10 protein-coding genes are annotated in these 22,528 nt (G+C 46.7%); 6 read left to right on the top strand and 4 right to left on the bottom strand.

The window, feature by feature from the left end; genetic code table 11:
• Positions 1–66: 66 nt before the first annotated feature.
• On the bottom strand, positions 67–2,295 hold the full coding sequence (locus tag BMX95_RS11875; protein WP_081200614.1) for an alpha,alpha-trehalose-phosphate synthase (UDP-forming): 2,229 nt from the start codon (positions 2,293–2,295) through the stop codon (positions 67–69).
• Between the two features lie 224 nt (positions 2,296–2,519).
• On the opposite strand from BMX95_RS11875, the gene otsB reads away from it, so the two are divergent.
• The 5 genes from otsB (at position 2,520) to BMX95_RS11850 (ending at position 17,192) form a co-directional block, all read left to right on the top strand.
• The gene (otsB, locus tag BMX95_RS11870) at positions 2,520–3,299 is read left to right on the top strand and encodes a trehalose-phosphatase (protein WP_081200613.1); all 780 of its coding nucleotides are present in this window, start codon (positions 2,520–2,522) and stop codon (positions 3,297–3,299) included.
• Positions 3,300–3,445: 146 nt separating this feature from the next.
• Positions 3,446–4,783 carry an NAD(P)/FAD-dependent oxidoreductase gene (locus BMX95_RS11865; protein WP_081200612.1) on the top strand — a complete coding sequence of 446 codons (1,338 nt, stop codon included), beginning with the start codon at positions 3,446–3,448 and terminating at the stop codon, positions 4,781–4,783.
• A gap of 280 nt (positions 4,784–5,063) precedes the next feature.
• Positions 5,064–7,055: a DUF8202 domain-containing protein gene (locus BMX95_RS11860; RefSeq protein WP_081200611.1), complete on the top strand. Its 1,992-nt coding sequence runs from the start codon at positions 5,064–5,066 to the stop codon at positions 7,053–7,055.
• 16 nt (positions 7,056–7,071) lie between these two features.
• On the top strand, positions 7,072–16,758 hold the full coding sequence (locus BMX95_RS11855) for a SpvB/TcaC N-terminal domain-containing protein (RefSeq protein ID WP_081200610.1): 9,687 nt from the start codon (positions 7,072–7,074) through the stop codon (positions 16,756–16,758).
• 5 nt (positions 16,759–16,763) lie between these two features.
• Positions 16,764–17,192 carry a hypothetical protein gene (locus BMX95_RS11850; RefSeq protein WP_081200609.1) on the top strand — a complete coding sequence of 143 codons (429 nt, stop codon included), beginning with the start codon at positions 16,764–16,766 and terminating at the stop codon, positions 17,190–17,192.
• 40 nt (positions 17,193–17,232) lie between these two features.
• On the opposite strand, the gene BMX95_RS11845 is transcribed toward BMX95_RS11850, so the two are convergent.
• Both BMX95_RS11845 and BMX95_RS11840 read right to left on the bottom strand, forming a co-directional pair.
• Positions 17,233–19,632, bottom strand: coding sequence for an ABC transporter permease (locus BMX95_RS11845; protein WP_081200608.1), 2,400 nt, complete (start codon positions 19,630–19,632; stop codon positions 17,233–17,235).
• 158 nt (positions 19,633–19,790) lie between these two features.
• Positions 19,791–20,690 (bottom strand): helix-turn-helix domain-containing protein, encoded by a 900-nt coding sequence (locus BMX95_RS11840; protein ID WP_081200607.1) that lies wholly within the window; start codon positions 20,688–20,690, stop codon positions 19,791–19,793.
• Between the two features lie 158 nt (positions 20,691–20,848).
• On the opposite strand from BMX95_RS11840, the gene BMX95_RS11835 reads away from it, so the two are divergent.
• The gene (locus BMX95_RS11835) at positions 20,849–21,832 is read left to right on the top strand and encodes an aldo/keto reductase (RefSeq protein WP_081200606.1); all 984 of its coding nucleotides are present in this window, start codon (positions 20,849–20,851) and stop codon (positions 21,830–21,832) included.
• Positions 21,833–21,845: 13 nt separating this feature from the next.
• On the opposite strand, the gene BMX95_RS11830 is transcribed toward BMX95_RS11835, so the two are convergent.
• On the bottom strand, positions 21,846–22,469 hold the full coding sequence (locus tag BMX95_RS11830) for a class I SAM-dependent methyltransferase (RefSeq protein ID WP_081200605.1): 624 nt from the start codon (positions 22,467–22,469) through the stop codon (positions 21,846–21,848).
• Between the last annotated feature and the right edge of the window lie 59 nt (positions 22,470–22,528).

Below are 22,528 nucleotides of genomic sequence, written 5' to 3'. Positions count from 1 at the left end.
TACCTATGATCCGGCCGGGTTTGTTTTGTGACAGGTTTGGGAAAAATATTTTTAAGTGCCGGTAAATCAATTCTGAATAGATGCCATGGATCTTAAAATATTGGAGGCCCAGGCATACACATTATGATTCATGATCATCCGGCGCATTTGCTTCATTTTTTGGTATTGCTTGTCCTTGGGCATTTCCAACGCCTGTTTGATGGCATCGGCAGTTTTTTCAATGTCGTATGGATTTACGATAATGGCGCCATGGAGTTCCTGTGAAGCACCTGCAAACCGGCTGAGGATCAGTACCCCGTCGTTTTGGTCGCGGGAGGCGATAAACTCTTTTGCCACCAGGTTCATGCCATCGTGCAGGGAAGTTACCATACACAAATTGGCGCCTTTGTAATAAGGCATGATCTCTTCATGGCTGTGGTGCCGTTTAAGAAATAAAATAGGCTGCCAGTTCTTTGTTTTGAATTTCCCGTTGATCCGGTTTATTTCAGCCTCTACTGCATTTACGGTGTCTGAATAGGTTTTCAGAAGCGACCGGCTGACTGCACCAATTTGCACCAGCGTAAATTGTCCCTGGTAATCAGGGTATTTATCTAAAAATCGTTCAACAGCCAGGAACTTTTCAATCAGGCCTTTTGTGTAATCAATTCTTTCAACCCCAATACACATATATTGCGCCGTTATACCGTGTTGTTTTAACAGTTCGGCTGGTTCCTGCCGGGGAGTTGGCTCAGCTTCATAGTTTTTCAAAGTGAAAGCAATGCTGATGGGGAAGGGTTTAACCAGGGTAAAATGGTTGCCTACTTTCACCGAAAAGCTTTCCCATATTACCCGCGATTCGAGCGCATTGTTAACCGTTTCGAGAAAGTTGTTACAATGGTATTGGGTATGAAAGCCAATCAGATCGGCGCCCAGCATTCCCTGTAACAATTCTTTCTGCCAGGGGCAGATCCCAAACGATTCGGGGTTGGGCCAGGGTATATGCCAGAAGATAGCCACTTTCGCATCCGGCCGTTCCTGTTTAATAAATAGGGGCAACAGGGCAAAGTGATAATCCTGAACAAGAATAAAGGGATCATCTTCATTCTTTATTTCTTCCAATACGGCTTTGGCGTATAATTGATTTACTTCCACATAATAGTCCCAGTCAATTTTTCTGAATACGGGTCTTGTATGGGCTATATGACAAAGAGGCCACAACCCTTCATTGGAAAAACCATAATAAAAATGGTTCTCCTGTTCCTTCGTTAACCATACGCGCCGTAATGTATACTTGTTCTCATACGGCGGCACAGATACCTTATCATGTTCATCTACCGTTTCTTTATCGGCATCGCCGCTGCCCGATGCAATCCAAAGACCCCCACAGGCCTTTAAAATGGGCTCCATGGCCGTAACCATACCACTGGCAGGAACAATACATTCTATTTCCCTGCCTACCCGTACGTGCATGTAAGGCTCCCGGTTCGAGATCACCACCATCATTTTATTTTGCAACAATACTTTCATTTCCTCATTCAACCGTTCGGGCGTCCATACCGATTCGGCTGTGGTCCTGAGTTTTGCTTCTTCCTGTGCTACAGCTTTGGCTTCCTGCATGGCTTTGGCGATGCCCGAAATTTCCTTATACAACGGTTCCAGGAACTTTACCCGCGGACGCTTTTGCAACAGCTCAAAATTACCCAATCTGGCTGCTCTGGCCCATTCAATTACCTTGTTGATCGGCGATAAAATTCCCCATCTGATAATAAGCAGCGTTACTACTGAAATCGCCAGTGCCTGTAAAAACCAGCGCCAGAAATTGCGGAACCAGATGCCGTTTGTAAGGTTTTTGATATATTCTGCATCTGTATAAAAAACAGCCGCCGCTGCAGGGAGGTCTGCTTTTTGTATCAGTCTGGTATATACGTAATAATTGTTATTGTTTATCCTGATAAACCGGCCCATAGAAGAGTCGGCAGAAATTACCTGCGAAATAAAATCTGTAGAAGGCGCCAGTAATGGTTTAACATCCTGGTTCAGGGGAACAATACTGTCCTGACTAACATAAACTGCTATGCCGGCAAACCGGTATTGATTGATGACGCTGTCGGTGATCTTGCTGTATCGAAGACTGTCTCCCTGTTCTACTCTTTCAAAATATGCTTTGTAGAAGTCTTCAACAACCCGGATGGTTTTTCCTTCCAGTTCATTTCTTAGTTGCTCCCGGTCACTGGAGATCTGAAAAATAGTGAAGCCTAAGGCAACCAGTCCAACTGCTACAATAATAGATGTTATTAATGCCAGATTAATTTTCATACCTTTTGTATATGTGGTGCTAATGCGTTTTAGGATTAAAACCTAATTAAATAAATTACGCTACAAATGCTGCAGGATACTATTGCCTGTTGAATTAGTGGAGTAGGGGGCTTTGCAAATTTACCTGAAATTGAAGGCAGAACCTTGAATTAATTTTTTTCTAATTTTGTTTTAACGAATGACTTCGGATCCCTTTTTACCTTGCACGTTTAAAATGAACTTAAGTGAAGTTTTTGGATTATTATTCAAAGGTTGATCTCATTGAACAATACAGGAGAGCCAGTAAACGGCTTATTCTGCTGGATTATGACGGCACATTGATCACTTTCTTTTCCAACCCTTCTGATGCCATACCGGGTGATAATTTAATGGAGGTGCTGAAGAAATTAAATACCAGCAAAAATGATCTCTGTATAATCAGTGGCAGGAACAGCGATTGGTTCGATAAATGGTTTGCAACACTGAATATTCATATTATTGCTGAACATGGTGGTTGTGTAAAATTGAAAGGACAACCATGGTTGAAAAAAGAAACCGGGGCTGACAATTGGAAGGAGGGCGTGAGACAGGTGATGAACAAATATGTTCAGCAATGTGCGGCTACTTTTATCGAGGAGAAAGAATATGCTGTAGTGTGGCATTATCGTAATGCCAATGCCAGCGAAGGAAGTGTACTGGCTGAACAACTTTACCAGGAATTCAACAACCAGCTCCCGGGTAAAGAGCTGGAAGTTTTTTCAGGTAAAAAAATAGTGGAGGTTAAAATAAAAGGGATCAATAAGGGAGCTGCCATTAAACAATTTTTAACCGGGAGTAAATACGATTTTATTCTGGCAGTGGGCGATGATTATACTGATGAAGCCATGTTCAGGGAACTGGCTGCGGTGAATAACAGTTTTACCATTAAAGTGGGTGACGATGCTTCGTTTGCCCAGTACCATCTTTATACCCCGCAAATGGTTGTTTCCCTGCTGGAAACGTTTTCTTATGTGATTGATCGATGATACGCATTCAAAAGGGCCAGTTACAGGCCAGCCCTTTTTCATTATCTTGCATTTCGGAAAAGCGCAAACAAACAGGACCAACGTAACTGCATGGATCTCCGATCAGCTTCAGGATAAAATACCTTCTTCATCCAAAAAGCTATGCAATGCTCTATATCGATCATTTCACATTGAATATTCCTGATACTACCAAACCCCGCGTAATTATAATCGGCGGCGGTTTTGCCGGAATGAACCTGATAAAGAATTTATCAGGCAAAGACTTTCAAATCGTTCTTTTCGACCGGCAAAATTACAATGGCTTTTGGCCCCTGCTGTACCAGGTGGCCACTGCAGGCCTTGAACCGGACGCCATTGCAGAGCCCATGCGGAAAATGTTTACCGGTAAGGAAGATTTCCATTTCCGGCTGGTTCGAACAACAGGGGTCAATCTGGCTACAAAAACAGTTTCTACCCTCATCGGCGATCTTACCTACGATTACCTGGTTATTGCTACCGGCACCAAGTCTAATTTTTTCGGGAATGAAATGATCAAACAATATGCCTTTCCCCTGAAGCGAATGCGGCATGCGCTTGATTTGCGCAGTCATTTGTTACAGGTTTTCGAGCAGGCGAATATGATCAATGATGCAGCGCTTCACCAAAGCTTTCTGAATATTGTCATTGCGGGCGGCGGTCCTACCGGAGTAGAAGTGGCCGGTGCACTGGCCGAGATGCGTAAATACATTTTACCCTGTGACTATAAAGGAATCGATTTTGAGAAGATGAACATCTACCTGGTGGAAGGAAATGACCGGTTGCTTCCGGCCATGTCGCCCCAATCAAGCAGCTGGACCATGCGTTACCTGCAAAAAAAAGGAATTCTTGTAAAAGTGAGTACGCGGGTTAAATCGTACGATGGTAAATTGGTAACATTGGGCAACGGCGATGAAATACCGGCGCAAACCCTCATTTGGGCAGCCGGCGTTACCGGTGAACTCCTGAATGGATTGCCGGCCGGATCTTTGGAAAGAAGCAGGATCCTGGTCGACGAGTTCAACCAGGTGAAGGGATTGAGTAATGTGTTTGCCATAGGCGACATTGCATTGATGAAAACCGCCGAATATCCCAATGGGCATCCGGGTGTGGCGCAGCCTGCCATTCAGATGGGAAAGCACCTGGCCCAAAACCTCACCAGGCGATTGCGTAAAAAATCTTTTCTTCCCTTTCAATACTTTAACAAAGGCTCACTCGCAGTTATTGGTCGAAACGGCGCAGTGGGCGACCTGCCGGGTAATATCCATCTCACTGGTTTCCTGGCCTGGATGACTTACTTATTCGTCCACATCTTTTACCTCATTGGTTTCCGGAACAAGCTGGTTGTACTGAGCAACTGGATCTACCGCTTTTTTACTTATCAGCGCGGCAACCGGTTGATCATCCGGCCTTATGTACACAAAGAAGATAAGGCCGGACAGGAATTCGTAGACCGGTATCTGGAGTAGCGAAGGGCTGTTGCTGTAATATAACACTAACTAACAAGTGCAAATAATATTGAAAACCGTGGGGTTATTCCCAGGTAAAACTACTATCCGGTAGAAATTAACATACGACATTTAATTAACTATAACAGTAAGTATATCTGTTAGTTATAAGCAATGTTTGAACAGTAATCCCGCTCGTGACAAATAAAATATATATAATTATATTGCGCATTAACAAATAACCTTATACCTTACACGCCGTTAACCCAAATCCATTGAAACAGTAAACCTCAATCCCCCTATGTATAACGTTAACAATAGACCGTTTAAAACTGGTCTGACCCGTTATGTAACCCTTTTTATTTCTCCCTTTTTTTTATTGACGAGTCTCCATGCTACTGCGCAGCTCCTGAACAGCAGTGATCATCCTGTTGTATGGTTGCGTGCAGATAACAAAGGCACCAGGCCAGGCAGCTGGATAGATGCTACTGGCAAAGGATTCGATGCATCGGTTTTTGGACAACCGGTGCTGCAACCTGTTTCCCTGAATTATAATCCCGCTTTTACATTCAATGGCAAAACTGATTCTGTAAGTATTCCCTGTAATGCGGACAGTATGCAGGAAATGACCATTATGGCAGTGTTTCAGCCTGCAGATACCGTAGAGGCAGGCATCTGGGGTGCAGTCAATGCAACGGCGCATAAAACGATGATGACTACCCGCCGTATCACCGGGCCCGATGGCAGTACTGGCAGCATCAGCGCTTCCGGCCAGTTCGCCCTGTTAAGCACGGTTATTCAGAACTGGAATCCCAGCCTGCAGCTAAGTACCAATGGCTATATGCTGTTCGGTTCTTCCGGGGCACAATCAGGCATGCCGGCATTCAAAGGAAAGCTTGCTGAACTCCTGATCTTCGACAGAAGCCTGGATGTGTTGACCCAGATCCAGTACGAAACTTACCTGGCGGTTAAATATGGCATTCCGCTTACCCGCGGCAACTATGTGAGTGCTGCACAGGCTGTACTCTGGAATGCAGAAAAGAATAAAGATTACAGCCATCACATAACAGCGCTTGGGAGGGATGATTTCTTTTCGCTGCATCAAAAACAGGCAGCCAGTGCAGTTGATGCCGACAGCGTGCTGGTGATCAGCCATGGAAAACTTATGGTTAGCAACAGCGCCAATGCCGATACGATCACGAACGGCAACTTCCTCATTTGGGGCGATAATAATAAAGCCCTTACTACTTCATTGACCAGCGATAAACAGCTTAACATAATCAACAGGCAGTGGCTGATGAGTGCGAGTGGCGCCACCTCCGGCGATATGAAAACAACCCTTCAACTGAATCAGTCTGCTTTACGCGGCAGCCAATACTGGCTGGTGATCAATCCGGGTGCTTACCCCGGTTTTCCTGTTGACAGCCTCCGGTATTATTTTGCCGATACGCTTACAGCCGCCGGAATGGCGATGTACAAAAATGTGCAATGGGACACAGATCATTCTGGTAATGATCTTTTCGGGTTTGTTGAACCGAAGGACCTGCTGCTGCAATTGAAAGTGGTGGATAGTCCCGATTGTGCTGCTCAGGATGGAAAAGCCAGATTTCAGGCCATTGGTGGCCAGGCTCCCTTTCAATATACCATTACCAATAACCTGGGAGAACTGGTGGTAAAGGGTAGTTTTCCGAATGCGGCTTCCACAGCAGAGATCAGTGACCTCGCCATGGGTACTTACGGTGTTGTACTCACCGATAGCAAGGGGCATCAATCCAAACGCTACCTTACTATGCCAGTGCCCAAAGCACAACAATTAAATATTGGGCTGGCGCCGGTACAACTGCTTGCGTCATCAAATGAATTGCTGCTCGATGCAGGCCGCAACATTCCGGCAGGAGAGGTACTGGGCTATCAATGGAAAAGTGCCAGTGGTTTCAACTCAGCAAGTGCTGCCATCTCCGTACGCGAGCCGGGAATATATACAGTGAGCGTAACCAGCCGCGCAGGTTGTGTGTTCACCGATACGGTTACCGTGATCGGTAACCCGCAGCAGCATATGACTGTATATCCGTCACCATCACCCGATGGCAATTTTACCATCAGTGTGTCGCTGCCAAAGGCTGAAACGGTGAACGTGACTATTTACGACAGCAAAGGCAATAAAATACAGGAAATGACCGGGACCAATAATACGGAATTCCGTTTTTCCGGTCACATGATATCGCCGGGTTTATACACCGTATCGGTAAAAACCAGTCACGGCCTGGAATCCCGTAAACTGCTTATACTTTAACCCTAATCCTTTTTCCATGTCATTTTTTACTTACAGGAAGATCCCCTTCTTCTTAATAGCAATCTTATGTTGTACAGTTGCCAGTGGCAAAGTACCAGGTCCTGAAAAAAATGCCGGCGCCAGTCGTTTGTACCATGCCCGGCAACGCGAAGGATTGATTGGCGTGAATGCAGCCAATCAGATTGATAATCCTGCCGACAACTCCTTTCACGTATACCTGGATAAACCGTTGCAGGGTAACGAACAGGTATGGCTTACCTACGAGCTGGATGGTGTGCAGGATTATACCGCTGTAAGCCGGAGCATCAACGACCAGCTGGCTGCAGGTGGCTACCTGGTGAAGAAAAGAGAGGGCTGGGCACGCCAGAAAGAACCGATCAGTACTTCCTGGCTGCAGCAAGGCGAAAACATTATCCGCTTTTCATTACCGCAGAATGCAGGCTATAGTTATAAAGTAAGGAACCTGAGTATTGAAATAGCGGCGACTGACGAACAACGTACCTCTCTCATCATTACGCAGCCTTCAATAAATTATTATAACAACCAGGGTTATGTGCGTGGTTTTATTACCGGCGAAGGAAAGAATAGTGCCCAAATCACCATCGATGGGCAGCCAGCCAGGGTTTGGAAAGGTGCCTTCGAGGCCCTTGTTAACCGGCCGGCCGATGGAAAAGGCGCGTGGCAATCCCTGGTAGAAGTGACGTATGCCAACGGAAAGAAAAAACAACAGGTTGTTACATTCTCAGCCGGGCAAAAGGCCGATTACAAATATGAGCTGCAAAGTGCTGTTGTGCACACCCAACGCGCGCTGCAACCAAACCAGGCCGCTGTTATTGCGGCCGGTGGCGCCGTGTTGACTATTCCCGGCGGCGCATTAAAAAAGGCGGCCACTATTTCCCTTACCGCACTACGCGCGGTCGATCTGCCGGCAATGGATATGAATATGGTGAATGTAACCCCTGATGGCGGCGGCTTCCGGTTCCTGCCACATGGTTCGCTCTTTGGCAAACCGGCCCATTTGAGCCTTGGTTATGATGCAGCAAAGATTCCCGATGGTTATACGGCAAAAGATGTCCGTTCTTTTTATTTTGATGAAAGTAAAGGGCATTGGGCAGAACTTTCCCGCGACAGCGTTTCATTGCTGGCAGGCAAAGTGTATTCCCGCACCCTTCATTTTACAGATATCATCAATGGGGTGCTTAAAGTACCTGAGTCACCACAGGTGGAAGCTTATAATTCCAATTCGATGAAAGGAATTAAAGCAGCCAACCCGGGGGAAGCCGTCAATATGATAGCGCCGCCTGCAGCCACCAGTATGGGAACAGCCAACCTTAGTTACCCGATTGAGATCCCCAATGGCCGCGCGGGGTTGCAGCCAGAGTTGTCTGTTGGTTACAACAGCGGTGGTGGCAATGGCTGGTTAGGTTTAGGATGGGAACTATCGGTTCCATCCATAGGGATCGATACCCGGTGGGGCGTACCGCGGTTTGACGGGCAGAATGAAACGGAGACTTACACGATGAACGGGCAGCAGCTCAGCCCGGTTGCTCATAAAGGTGAGCTGGTTGCGCGCAGTTCAGAGAAACAGTTTTATCAGCGTATCGAACAACCTTTCTATAAGATCATCCGGCATGGCAGCAGCCCGCAAAAATATTGGTGGGAAGTGACCGACAAGGAAGGTACCAGGTTCTTTTACGGCGGTGACCCCGATACCGGACCCGACGCCGCCAGTTCATTAAGTGATGGGGCTGGCAATAAAGCGCATTGGGCCTTAAAGAAAGTACTCGATCTGAACGGCAATTTTATCAGTTACCAGTATACAAAGGTGAATGATGCCGGTGTATCAGGCGGTGCCGTTACCGGCGTTCAATTGTATGTAAGCCGCATAACCTACACCGGTTTTAATGGCAAAGAAGGCCGGTATAGCGTTGTGTTCAAAAGAGACCGTGATCTGGATGGCCGCACGGGCAGAAAAGATGTGGCCATCGCTGCTAACAATGGTTTCAAACAGGTTACAGCCGATCTGTTAAAGCGGATCGACGTTCAATTAGATGGCGTCAGTATCCGCCATTATGAATTTTCCTACAAAGAAGGCGCTTTTTATAAAACACTGCTGGCAGGCATTCAACAATATGATGCTGCCGGAAAATTCTTCAACCAGCATACTTTCGATTATTACAATGATGTAGCCTCCGGAAGTTCGCTGGTGCCGCTGGCTACTTCCCGCAGCTGGACCATCGGTTCCGATAATGTTCATGGTAATATGCTTACCCACGTCAGCGGATTTACCGACGAAGCTTCTGCATTGAGTGGAACGGCTTCCAAAGACGTCAGCGGCGGAGTTACCGTTTCTGTAGGGTTTGGCGCCGATGTAACCAGTAAGATCAATTCCGTTGGTGGCTCTTTTTCATATGCTCAATCGCAGAGCCAGGGCATGCTGGCAATGATCGATATCAATGGCGACGGACTGCCCGATAAATTATTCCTCAATGGCAACAATACACTAAGTTACCGGCCCAACCAGTCTGGGGTGACCGGTAAAACCAGCTTTGGTGATAAAATAGCGATCGAAGGCCTGAATGTATTTCAGAAAGATAAAACGCAGGGCTATACCGTTGGGTTGGAAGCCAATGCATTTGGCTTTCTGATGGCCGGCGCCAATTTCAGCAATTCCACGGCAAAGGTGACCATTTATTTTACCGAAGCCAATGGTGATCAGCTGGTAGATCTTGTTAAAGATGGAAAGGTGTATTTCAACCACCTGGATACAACTTCCGGCATTATAACTTTTACTCCCACCAGCACAGGTACTCCAAGTCCTGTTTTTGCAGGTGTAACTATTAGTAAAGACCTGATCGATGCAACAGAACTGGCCAATGAACGGCAGGAGGCTATCAATAATAATCCCCTGCAGGATATAGTGAGGATGTGGCAGGCGCCTTTCAGCGGCACCATCAATGTAACGGCGCCGTTGCAGTTGCTGCCCAGTTCTGATCCCGACAGGGCATCCACGCCTGCTGATGGCGTAAGGGCCAGTGTGCAATGGAAGGGCAGGGAATTGTGGAGTGAAAATATCAGTGCCGATGACTATTCGGTGCATCAGCCTTCCGGGTTGAATGGACTACAGGTGCAAAAAGGCGATCGCCTCTATTTCAGGATCGGTTCTATTGAAAATGGCTCCTATGATTCGGTGAACTGGGCGCCTGTGATTGAATACGCAGGAAAAGACCTGCAGGTGGCAGATGCCAATGGCAGCACCCTGTACCGTTATGATGCCGCCAAAGAGTTTATCCTCAGTAGTACGCAGCAGCTGACACCGCCCATCAATGGCAAGGTGCGCATCAGCGGGCCTTTTATTAAACCGGTAACTACCGATGATGTAATGCTGGTGGTACTGCGCACTACTTCCAATGCCACAGATACCATCTGGAGGCAAACCTATAAAAGCGATCAGGTAGTAAATACAACGATTTCCGTTGATAATGTTACCGTGAACAATAATGAGCAGTATAGTTTTGTAGTGGCATCGCAAACGAATATCGACTGGACGGCCATCAGCTGGCAGCCTTCCATGACCTTCATTGCTGTCAGTGATCCGGCTATCGATCTCACTGCTACTCCAATTCAGGCATTTGCCGTTCCTAAATGCACGATACTGGCAAATATGCTGCAGCTGAACGCGCCTTATGAAGTGACGCTGGCAGATACTTCCCTGCATACCATCACCATAACGCCGCAGCTGGCCGTAAACCCGGTGTTGATACCTGCCAGTGCCTATACCTGTGATATTATTTTTTCAGTGAAGGCGGCCGGCAAATTACTGGGCAAGGTGAGTATGCCGTTTGTGAATGGTGTATTGCAAACCGGTAACTACGCTCTGAATGTTGGCGTTCATAATAAAGACCGGATCTATATCGAATACCATGTTCCCAATGATACCATGGCAGCTGCAATCGCCGGTGCTACGGCAGTGTTAAGTGGCGATATAAGCGCCAACGTAACGGCGGGGTTATTTTCAACCATCCCCAAAAACAACCGGGAAGAAGACATCATCTTCGGCAGCTTTTATCGCGGCTGGGGACAGTTTGCCTGGAATGGCAATAACGGCTGGGAAACAACACCGGTCGATGAAAGTTTGTTGAGACCCAGCGACCAGATCAAAGCAAAACAAAATGTAGATCCGGATGCGCTGGCCAATAAAAATGGAAATGAATTAGACCCTTCACAAACCTACGATCCAAAACAGGACCGGTTCATTATACTGATCGGAAATGCGAACCAGCAACGCTGGAGCGGTTACGATCAGCAGGTATTTGTTAAAGGTGCCAACATGAGCAGCAGCCGTCAGGGTGCTGATGACGTTAGCCTGCTGCAGATCAATACAGATGGCACGGGTTCACCCGCAGTAGATAAGGTGAGCCGCATAAAAAGCCTCTCCTTTACGGTAGGCGCCAGTGCTGGCGGTGTAGGCGGCAGCGCGAGTGTTTCCACATCTACTTCAAAAACGCTTACCGATTTTATGGACCTGAACGGTGATCAGTACCCTGATATAATTGGCGAAAAACAGATCCAGTATACAGATGCAAGGGGAGGATTGTCGGCCAGAACAGCACCAGGTGCTGCTATCCAGGAAACAAGTACGAACACTACGGGAATCAGTCTTACCGGTTCTTCCTATATCCCCACCGCCATCTTCCGCAGAACACCAGGTGGTAAAGTGCGGGTTGATGCCGGTAGTGCCCAAACAAATGCTGGCAGTGCCAAGATTAGTTTGGGTGGAAATGCCGGTGTCGTAAACGGCACTAATCAGGCCGATTTCTCTTATATAGATATGAATGGCGACGGGTTGCCCGATCGCGTTAACCAGTCCAGTCATGGCGTTTCGCTGAACCTGGGTTATGGTTTTGCAGCTGAGGAAGACTGGAAAGTCGATCAGATCCAGGCTGGATCGAGCAAGTCGCAAAGCGGCGGTGCAAGCCTGGGTTTGGTAAAAGGCAACAACAGTATTAACATCGGCTTCAGCCTGTCGCGTTCAGATAACAACTCGGGCAAGTCGCTGCAGGATATGAACGGTGATGGATTACCCGACCTGGTGAGCATTGGTTCAGGCACCCAGGCATTACAGGTAAGACTTAATACCGGTAATGGATTCAGCACAGAGGTACTCACCTGGACGAACGCCAGTACCTTAGACCTCAATAGCAGTGCCACTGAATCAGGCAACCTGGCCTTTACCGTTGGGTTTATGATCTTTGGGGTAAAATTCACGGTGAACCCAAGTGTAAACCTGGGCGACGGTATGAGCCGCGACCTGGCAAAGATCCAGGACATCAATGGCGATGGTAACCCCGATTATATTACTTCTTCCAAAGATGATAACCTGGCAGTAGCGCTTTCTACCATCGGACGTACCAATTTATTGAAATCAGTAAGCCGGCCAATGGGTGCTTATTTCTGTATGGATTATCAGCGCGTGGGTAATACCTACTCCATGCCAAACAGTATATGGACCTTGTCGTCTGTAAAAGTATACGACGGCTTCGCCGGTGATGGCCCCGATACGCTGTTAACGACCTTCGGTTATGAAGGTGGTTATTTCGATCGGGATGAACGCGAATTCTATGGATTTAAAAAGGTAGTTACAAGAAGCCACGATGCGGCTAATAACAACGCGGTGTATACTTTTTCTACGCAAACCCACAGCAACGACAATTATTACATGAAAGGAGTGATCCTGTCGGAACTGTTGCAAAGCGCCGATGGAAAAAAATACCACGAACGGATCAATCAGTATGCATTAAAAGACATCCTTACGGGTGATGCATTACCGGAGTCTTACAAAGCCAATAATGCCGGTGCCGCTTTTGTGGCATTGATGCGCACCGACCTGTTGTATTATGAAGGGCAGCCGCAGCCCGGCAAGTCAACCTATATGACCTACGGTTACGATGCCAAAGGCAATACGATCCTGTATACAGATTTTGGTGATGACGGGGCTGGCGATGACATTAGTGCCACCGTTACTTATCACAACCTGGCTAATAAATACATTGTTGGTAAGCCAAAGTCAATTGTGATAACAGGATCAGGTATAACTTATCGCAAACGCGAAAGTAAAATAGATCCGCAAACAGGTGATGTTATAGAGATAAAACAGTACCTGGAAGATGGCACAGCAGCCGTTCACAACCTGACCTATGATGATTATGGCAACCTGGCCAGTGTTACCGGGCCTGCCAATGCAAAAGGACAACGGTTCAAACAAACCTACACATACGACGGCCAGGTACATCAATACCCGGTTACCGTAGCCAACAGCTTCGGATACAGCTCGCAGTCGGAGTACGATTTCCGGTTTGGCCATCCGCTGAAAAGCATAGATCTGAATAAGAACAGCATTACATATCAGTTAGACGACCTGGGGCGCATAACACAAATAACAGGTCCTTATGAACTGGCGGCAGGTAAACCCTATACGCTTCGTTTCGAATATCATCCCGAAGCGGCTATGCCATGGGCGTATACGGCACATTACGACCCTGCTCATCCCGGCAATGATCTGGAAACAGTTACTTTCATGGATGGACTGGGCCGGTTACTGCAAACCAAAAAAGACGGCAGTTTATTCCAGGGCGTAAGAAAAGATGATAAGGAACAGATGCTCGTTTCGGGCCGGATACAATTCGATGGGCTGGGCCGACAGGCTGCCACATGGTACCCCATTGTAGAAGATAAAGGCAGCAATGGTGTTTTCAATAAACGCTACGATAATATAAACCCAACGACAACTACCTACGATGTAATGAACAGGGTATTGACCACCACATTGCCCGATGGGGCGGTAACCAGCCTCACCTATGGATTTGGTAAAGACCGCCTGCAACAGCAGCAGTTCAGTACGAAAACGAAAGATGCCAATGGTAAGCTGTCTGAAATGTTTGCCAACATCAGAGGGCTTACTGCTGCAGAAAAGAAATATACCGGTAATGGCGATGTATGGACCAGTTTCACGTACGACGCTGTCAACCAGCAATTGACGTCAACAGACGATATCGGCACCACCACAACTACCCGGTACGATATGCTGGGCCGCAGGGTCAGCCTCACGCACCCCGATCAGGGAACTACCCGGTATACGTTTGACCTGGCCGGCAATACCATTAAAATGGCTACCGCCAATCTGCAGCAAGACAGTATGGCTATTACCTATGCGTATGATTTTAACCGGATGACCGGTATTACTTATCCGAAAAACCCCGAGAATAATGTGCGGTACACGTATGGACCTGTTGGTGCTCCTTATAACCGGGCCGGCAGAATTGTAGTACAGGAAGATGCTACCGGTGCACAGGAATTTTTCTACGGGCCGTTGGGCGAAATGGTAAAGAATGTACGCACCATTGTTATTCCCAATCACGGTCAACGTACGTATGTAACGCAATGGAATTATGATACCTGGAACAGGTTGATATCGCTCATTTATCCGGATAGTGAAGTGGTGCGCTATGCATACAACCTGGGCGGCCAGCTGCTATCTATGAACAGCGACAGGTCGGGCGTTACAACAACCTTTATACAACAACGGGGTTACGACAAGTTCGAATTACGCGTGTTCGATGCCTATGGTAACAATACCCAAACCAATTATACCATTGAACCTACACGCCGCCGGTTGCAAAACATGCAGGTGACGGCTGGTAACGGACGGCGCATCATGGACAACGTGTATTCGTACGATAAGGAAGAAAATATCCTGAGCCTGGTGAACAATGCCCCGGTACCCGGCAATAACCTGATGGGCGGTTCTTCCGCTTACAATTATGGATATGATGATCTGTACCGGTTAACAACGGCGGATGGTTATTATAAAGGCCCCAATGAACAGGACCGCTTTAACCTCACAATGAAATACAATACCGTAGGAAGCATTACCCGTAAAACCCAAACAACTGACAAGAGTCCGGGTAATGGCGGAGGCAATAAATGGATCGCGCAGAAAAAGGCCACGTATGATATGGAATACACCTATGATGCCAAACAGCCGCATACGGCTACGCACATCGGCGATCAATCCTATACTTACGACGCCAATGGCAACATGACCGGCTGGACAGACGATAAATCGGGTCAGCGGCAGAAAATGGTTTGGGATGAAGAGAATCGCTTACGTAATGTATCGGTGAATGGTCAGTTGAACAGTTATACATATGATGGCTCCGGTGAAAGGGTGCTGAAAGGACAGGGTTCCGGGCAATCGGTTTTTGTGAATGGAGATATCAATAGTAATTCCGGCGGCGTGGGTAATTTTACGGTATATGTAAATGAATTTGTGGTGGTGCAAAGCGGCCAGTACTCCAATCATTATTTTGTAGGCAATCAGCGCATAGCCACCCGGTTGTTGCATAATTGGGACCACCAGGTAGAAGCGCCGGATGCAGCCGATACCATAACTTTTACAAGGAAAGAAAAGAATATGTTGCAGGGAATGGCTCGTGATCAGCAAACCTTGGTAGGGAATGGCAATGCCAATACAGCCAGTATAACCGGTAAGGATGCCAGGGGAAATGATGATAAAGTGATGTCGAACAACGGTAATGGCAATGAAAATAACAACAGCAACAGCAACGCTGGTGGAACCAATCCGGGCAACCATTATGCCTACGGGCATTATAAGAACGGGAAGGGTGGAAATACACCAGACAGCGCCGCATTTCTGTATTTTTATCACCCCGATCACCTCGGTACAACCAGTTACATCACGGATGGCGCCGGTGAAGTATATCAGCACCTGGAATACTATCCGTTTGGGGAAACTTTTGTTGAAGAACACAGTAATACCCAACGGACGCCGTATCTTTTCAACGGGAAAGAGCTGGATGAAGAAACAGGATTGTATTATTACGGCGAACGGTACTATAACCCAAGAATAAGCATCTGGCAGAGTGTTGACCCGAAAGCGGTTAAAATACCTGCACATAGCCCATATGCGTACTGTTTGAACAATCCGGTGGTGTTAATGGACCCGGACGGCGCATACCCGATCATTACGATCACCAAGCAAAAAACGGGCAGAACCACCCTGCAAAGGATCATTGGTTATACAGGCGCCACTAAAGAACAGTTCACCAAAATACCTTTGTATAAGGTTACCGTAACAGACACAGAGGATAAGAATTTTAAAATGACCTTCTCGGTAACCCGCGATGCCTATGCGGTCCGCCTCGGGGATTCCAAAAATGGCACAATGAATCTTACGAATGTTGCGTTTGAGCCTAAAGATGGAAATGTGAACCATTATACCGCGAAAGTGATGCCGGAAGGTTATCCCCAAGGCAATGGCACCAAGGCATTGAAGCTTACCCAGTACGGGTCGGAAGTGATGCATGCAGATGCGAATGATGCCTCGGTGGAACTGGGTTACAGAAAACAAAATGACGTGGCATCCGGTGTAATGATCCATGTGGGGGGTACTTACGAACATGCGAACGGCACTACCTCAATGGCCGCATCAGAAGGTTGTTTTGGGGTTACCTATGGAACCAGTTCCAGTACGAACCCTGCTAACGACTACTCGAATAATGTGCTGGGAAAGATCATTGACCAGGCCAATAAGAGTAAGACCAATAAAGGTAAAATTGAAGTGATCGTTGAAAAGCGGACCGCTGCAGAACGCACACAAACAAAAACAGAACCTATACAATAAGTATTATGAAACTGCATTCATTATTTTTAATAACTGCTATTGCCTCCTGTAAGGGCAATAGCAGCCAACCGCCGGCGCCTGAGCACATTACTGTAACCAGCTATAAGAAAGTGGGGGAGGGTTACAGTTATTCCGGCGACCTGTTGAAATACAACGGTACTGTGTACCTGCCGTTGGTTACTGGAATGTATTTCAGGGATAGCCTCAGCGGAGCTGCTGTTTATAAACCGGAAGGAAAGCTGGGGTACAGTAAAAAAGAACTGGATGAAGACACCCTGTTTAAAAGTACATTGGAATTGCCCGATGTACGCCGGATCAGGCTGACGGAAAAAGAGGTTACAGATGGCGAAGTCAGATACGGAATAACAGAACGAAAAAATGACAGTGTCTTTTGTGTAAGAGCAGATACTTTGTTGTTATACTATTTTCATTAAAAAAGAAAAGGGCTGTCCACCAGGGACAGCCCTTTTCTTTTTACTCCGTTCTTAATGCCTTTATAGGATTCAGCAACGCCGATTTTATCGTTTGTAAACAGATCAGCAGCATGGTAACGAGTGCCAGCCCTGCAATAGCCATAATAAACGGCACTGCCGTGATCTCGATGCGGTAAGCATAGCCTTGCAGCCAGTTGTTCATAATGAGGTACGCAAGCGGACAGGCGATCAATCCACCAATAGCGATCACCGCAAAGAATTCTTTAAGGAACAGCGATACAATACCGGTAATGGAAGAACCCAATACCTTTCTAATCCCAATTTCCCGGGTGCGCTTCTGAATACTTAATGATACAAGCCCGATAACACCCAACAGCACAATGATCAAAGCAAGTATCGTTGCCGTATAAGCGGCTTTTTGCAGTTGTATTTCCGTTTTGTATAAATTGGCCAGGGTAGCATCCATGAATTTGTACTCGAAGGGCGCATCCGGCATGAGGGTGCTCCATTTTTTTTGTATAGCATCGAGGGAAGCAGGGATATTGCCCGGTTGTATTTTGAACGACAGGTACCGGTAGACTGTTGCAAATTGCACATTGAAAACAGCGATGGGGGGTATCTTCTGCTGCATGGAGCCAAAATGAAAGTCGCTGGTAACTCCTTTAACAGTAAAGATGGTGGGATCGCCGGCAGACCGCACCTGCCTGCCTATGGCATCTGCAGCGTTGGTGAAGCCCAATGCATGGGCCGCTGTTTCATTGAGAACGACCTTCGCCGAATCAGTAGCCTGTCCTTCGAAATAAGAGCCCGCTTTTAATGGTATGGCATAAACATCCAGGAAATGATCATCTGTTGTTAACAGCTGGCTGGCAATGGCTGTGGTTGAATCTGAGCCATATGGGTAAATAGCAGCGCCGCCCCCATTGTTGCCGTCGGGCACTTCAAAGGAAAGCGAAACTTGTTTTACCTGTGGTATTACAGCCAGCTGATCGCGGATGTAATCCATTTTACGCACGCCCTGCGATGTCCAGTCACGCGGTACCTGGGCCGACAATACATATTCTTTGTCATAACCAAGGTCATTGCTCAGGAACAGGTTGATTTGTTTGGAGATGATGATGGCGCCGGTGAAGGCCGTGGTGGCCGTCACAAACTGGAATGCGATCAGCGATTTGCGTAAAAGGATATTGTCTTTGATGCCCGATAGTTTACCCTTTAGTGAATCCACTGACTTCAGGGACGACAATACAAAGGCCGGATAAATGCCCGCAATAAATCCGGTAATTACTATAAATACTATCGGGAATAAGATAAAATACAACGGAAACCCATAGAGGGGCGGTACTTCTTTGCCCAGTATACTGCCGAATAAATTCCTCGTTGGAATATAGAGAAGAAAAGCAATGAGGGTGGCCAATAACACGATGAGGGTGGATTCGATAAGGGCCTGTAGTATCAACTGGCGCTTGATACCGCCCAGCACTTTTCTAATGCCGATCTCCCGCATACGTGATGCTGACCGGCTTACAGTCATATTGATAAAATTGATGATCGCCATTATCAGAATGAACAAGGCAATACCCGATAACGCATAACACATTTTGCGTACGAGCCCATTGTCGGCCGACAAATAAAATTCTTTTAAAGGAACAGGAATTGAAGTAAGATCAGCCGTGATCTGTGGCGGGGCATTCTGCTTTTGCAGCGCAGCGATTGGCTTCTCCAGGTCTTTTGGGGTAACGCCTTCCTTTAATTCAATATAATTTACAATGAATGGATTGTTCCAGTCCATATTTCTACCGAAGAAATTCAGGTTGGCAGCGGGTATATAGAAGTTGCCGGGATAATTGTCAACCAGCGTGGTAACCGAGTTATCGGATATGGGGTTTAAAACCCCGGTAACAAGAAAGTCGTGTTTGGAGCCCAGAAAGCTTTCAATGGTAATTGTTTCACCCACCACGTTCGTTCTGCCAAAGTACTTGATCGCTTTTTCTTTTGTAATGACTACCGAAAAAGGATCATTCAATGCCGTATGCACGTCTCCCTGCAGCAAAGTAAAACCAAACATGGTCAGTAAGGAACTGTCACCTACCTGCAAATTCTCCCGGAAATTTTTATCCCCTTTTGATACCGCAGAAGTAATACCGTCATAACGGTAATAATTGGCAACCAGGTTGGGATAATTTTCTTTCAATGCTTTTCCCAGTTGCCCAAGGGTAGCAATCGGGAATCCCAGATTCGGGTTTTTCCATTTACTGGTGATGATGTACTGTCTGCCGGAATTTTTCAGCCCGCTGTTCACCTGGAACTGGCTCCAGATAAACGCGGCGATCAGCATGGTGAATGCGATGGCAGTGGCTAATCCGGCAATATTTACAAAGGAATAAAAGCGGGTTTTGGTAATGTTCCGCCAGGCGATCATGACATAGTTTCTTAACATACAAAAGATTTCTTATAGAATTCCCTTCAGGCACACGTATGGCTCACGCTTGCTTGGGTCAACCTGTATGCCAAAACGAAAACCCTTGTTTTGCAGGAAGTTGCGGAAGGGAACCGGAAGGCGGGTGTTCGAAAATGGACAATGGGTGTCCGGTATAATTAATTTAACGTCCGGTACTCATTAGGTGTAGATCCCACTCTTTGTTTAAACAACCGGGTAAAGTGCTGCGGATATTTAAAACCCAGTTCATAAGCGATCTCACTGACAGACTTACTATCATCATACATTTTCTCCTTTGCCAGGTCAATCACCCTGGCCTGTATATGTTCATGGGCCGACTTGCCGGTTTCTTTCCTGATGAGATCACTAAAGTAATTGGCCGAGAGGTTTAATTGACCGGCACACCACCCAACTGCCGGTAATCCATTTTCCCGGGCTTTGCCTGAATTAAAATAGTTGTTCAGCAACGATTCAAATTTTTCCAGAACGCCCTGGTGGGCATCATCCCGGGTTATAAATTGCCGGTCATAAAAACGCAGGCAATAATTCAGAAGCAGCTCTATATTGGAAGTGATGAGTGTTTTACTATGCTTATCGATAGCATGGCCTAACTCATATTGAATTTTTACAAAACAGTCCACCACAATCTGGCGTTCTTTTTCCGACAAATGCAGGGCTTCGTTGGCGTCGTAGGAAAAGAATGAATAATCCGGCATATGCCTGCCCAGAGGGGTGCCCTTAATCAGATCGGGGTGAAACACCAGGGCCCATCCTTTGGGGGAAGCCGGTGCATCGGGCCTGCGTTCAATTTGCAGCATTTGGCCGGGCGCAATGAAAACAAGGGTCCCTTCCTGGTAATCGTAGAGATTGCGGCCATATCTCATTTCCCCGCATTTCAGTTCCTTCAGGTAAATGGCATACAGGTTAAAATGATACCGCCTGGTGCCCATAGGATGTAAGCCATTCAGGTCCATCACTGATACTAAAGGATGCAAAGTTTCTACACCTCTGATGGCATTGTACTGGGCCACCGAATCCAGGTTGACTATTTGTTCCATTCCGCTTGTTTTGCAACACAAATCTACGGATAACATTCCTGCAGGCAACCCAATCAGTGATTATGGTAGGTAATTCAGTGATTGGTATACAGGCCGGTTCAAAATTTCAATGGAGCTTTGCATTCAAGTTCAATTAATCATTACAAACAATTTAACGCATGAAATATCGTAAGTTAGGAGACAGCGGGCTGGAAGTTTCAGCCCTGGGACTGGGTTGTATGGGACTGAGTTTTGCATATGGCGAAGCACCGGATAAACAGGATGGAGTAAAATTGCTGCAGGCAGCCGTTGAGGCGGGGGTTACTTTTTTTGATACTGCTGAATCTTATGGCCCCTTTACCAATGAGGAGTTGCTGGGGGAGGCGTTGGCCCCCTTCCGCGATAAAGTGGTAATAGCTACCAAGTTTGGGTTTAAAAATGGAAGAATTGACCAGGGGGTGGATAGCAGCGCCCAAAATATCAGGGCAGTTGCGGAAGCTTCCCTTAAAAGACTGAAAACAGATTATATAGATCTGTTTTATCAGCACCGGGTAGACCCGAATGTGCCCATTGAAGAAGTGGCGGGCACTATACAGGAATTGATAAAAGAAGGTAAGGTGCGGCATTGGGGCATGTCGGAAGCAGGTATAGAATCTATTCGCAGGGCACATGCCGTACAACCGGTTGCTGCTTTACAAAGCGAATATTCCCTTTGGTGGCGGGAGCCGGAGCAGAACGTTTTACCGGTATTGGAAGAGCTCGGGATCGGTTTTGTTCCTTTCAGTCCACTGGGCAGGGGCTTTTTAACCGGTGCCATTGATGAAACTACCAAGTTTAACGACAACGATTTCAGAAACCGGTTACCCCGCTTTTCAGAAGAGAACAGAAAGGCAAACCAGGCGCTCGTAGACCTGATCAAAGAACTGGCTGAGCAACATAAGGTAACTTCAGCGCAAATATCACTGGCCTGGTTACTCGCACAGAAACCCTGGATCGTTCCTATACCAGGCACTACTAAACTGTCGCGTTTAAAGGAAAATATTGGGGCTGTTGATGTTGTACTGACTGCTGGAGATTTGAAGAATATCGAGGACGCTGCCAACAAAATACAGATAGCGGGCGCCAGGTATCCTGCAGATTTACAAAAACAGGCAGGGAAATAATAATTGGCACCGGTTAGTGCTTTTGAACACACCAGGTTGTCATACACCTCAGATTTTGCACGTTGGTTGTTTTGATGGGTTCGTATAATACGCCAAACATACTGGTATATTTTAGCAGCACCTGTTCGTTTACCAGGAAGCGTTCTGAGCCATCGGGTAATAAATAGCGGTCGTTGCCTAATGGTTTTACCAGGTGTTCTATCCCGATATCTGATGCTAACCGGGCAAAGAAGTATCCGCCTGGTTTTAAAACCCGAAACATAGACTGCAGCATGTTGTCGAAATGCGGAACATCCTTTGCAAAGTGCAATACCGCGCTGCAAATGATCAGGTCAAATGTTCCATCGGTATAAGGCAGATCTTCTGCTGTGCAAACCATGAAATTTTTCAGGGGATTATCAGGGGCCAGTGCTGCTGATAATCCCCTGACTGTTTCAACAGCCTGCGCATGCGGGTCAACACCAAACACTTCGTAACCATGCTGTAGGAAATAAACCAGGTTTCGCCCGTTGCCACAGCCCACATCCAGTATTTTTTTACAATTATCGTAACGCCCCTTCAGCAATTGATCGAACAGATAAATGTCAATATTGCCAAAGGTTTTTTGAAGTTGATTTGGATAGGCGGTGTTTTTCATACATATAGTTTCTGCGGTAAAGATATATAACGGCCAATAATAAAAATGGGATTGGGCTG

This window comes from Niastella yeongjuensis (assembly GCF_900110245.1).
GTDB classification, from domain to species: domain Bacteria; phylum Bacteroidota; class Bacteroidia; order Chitinophagales; family Chitinophagaceae; genus Niastella; species Niastella yeongjuensis.
The sequence above is the reverse complement of the archived record's forward strand: the minus strand, read 5'-3'. Positions and strand labels throughout refer to the sequence as shown.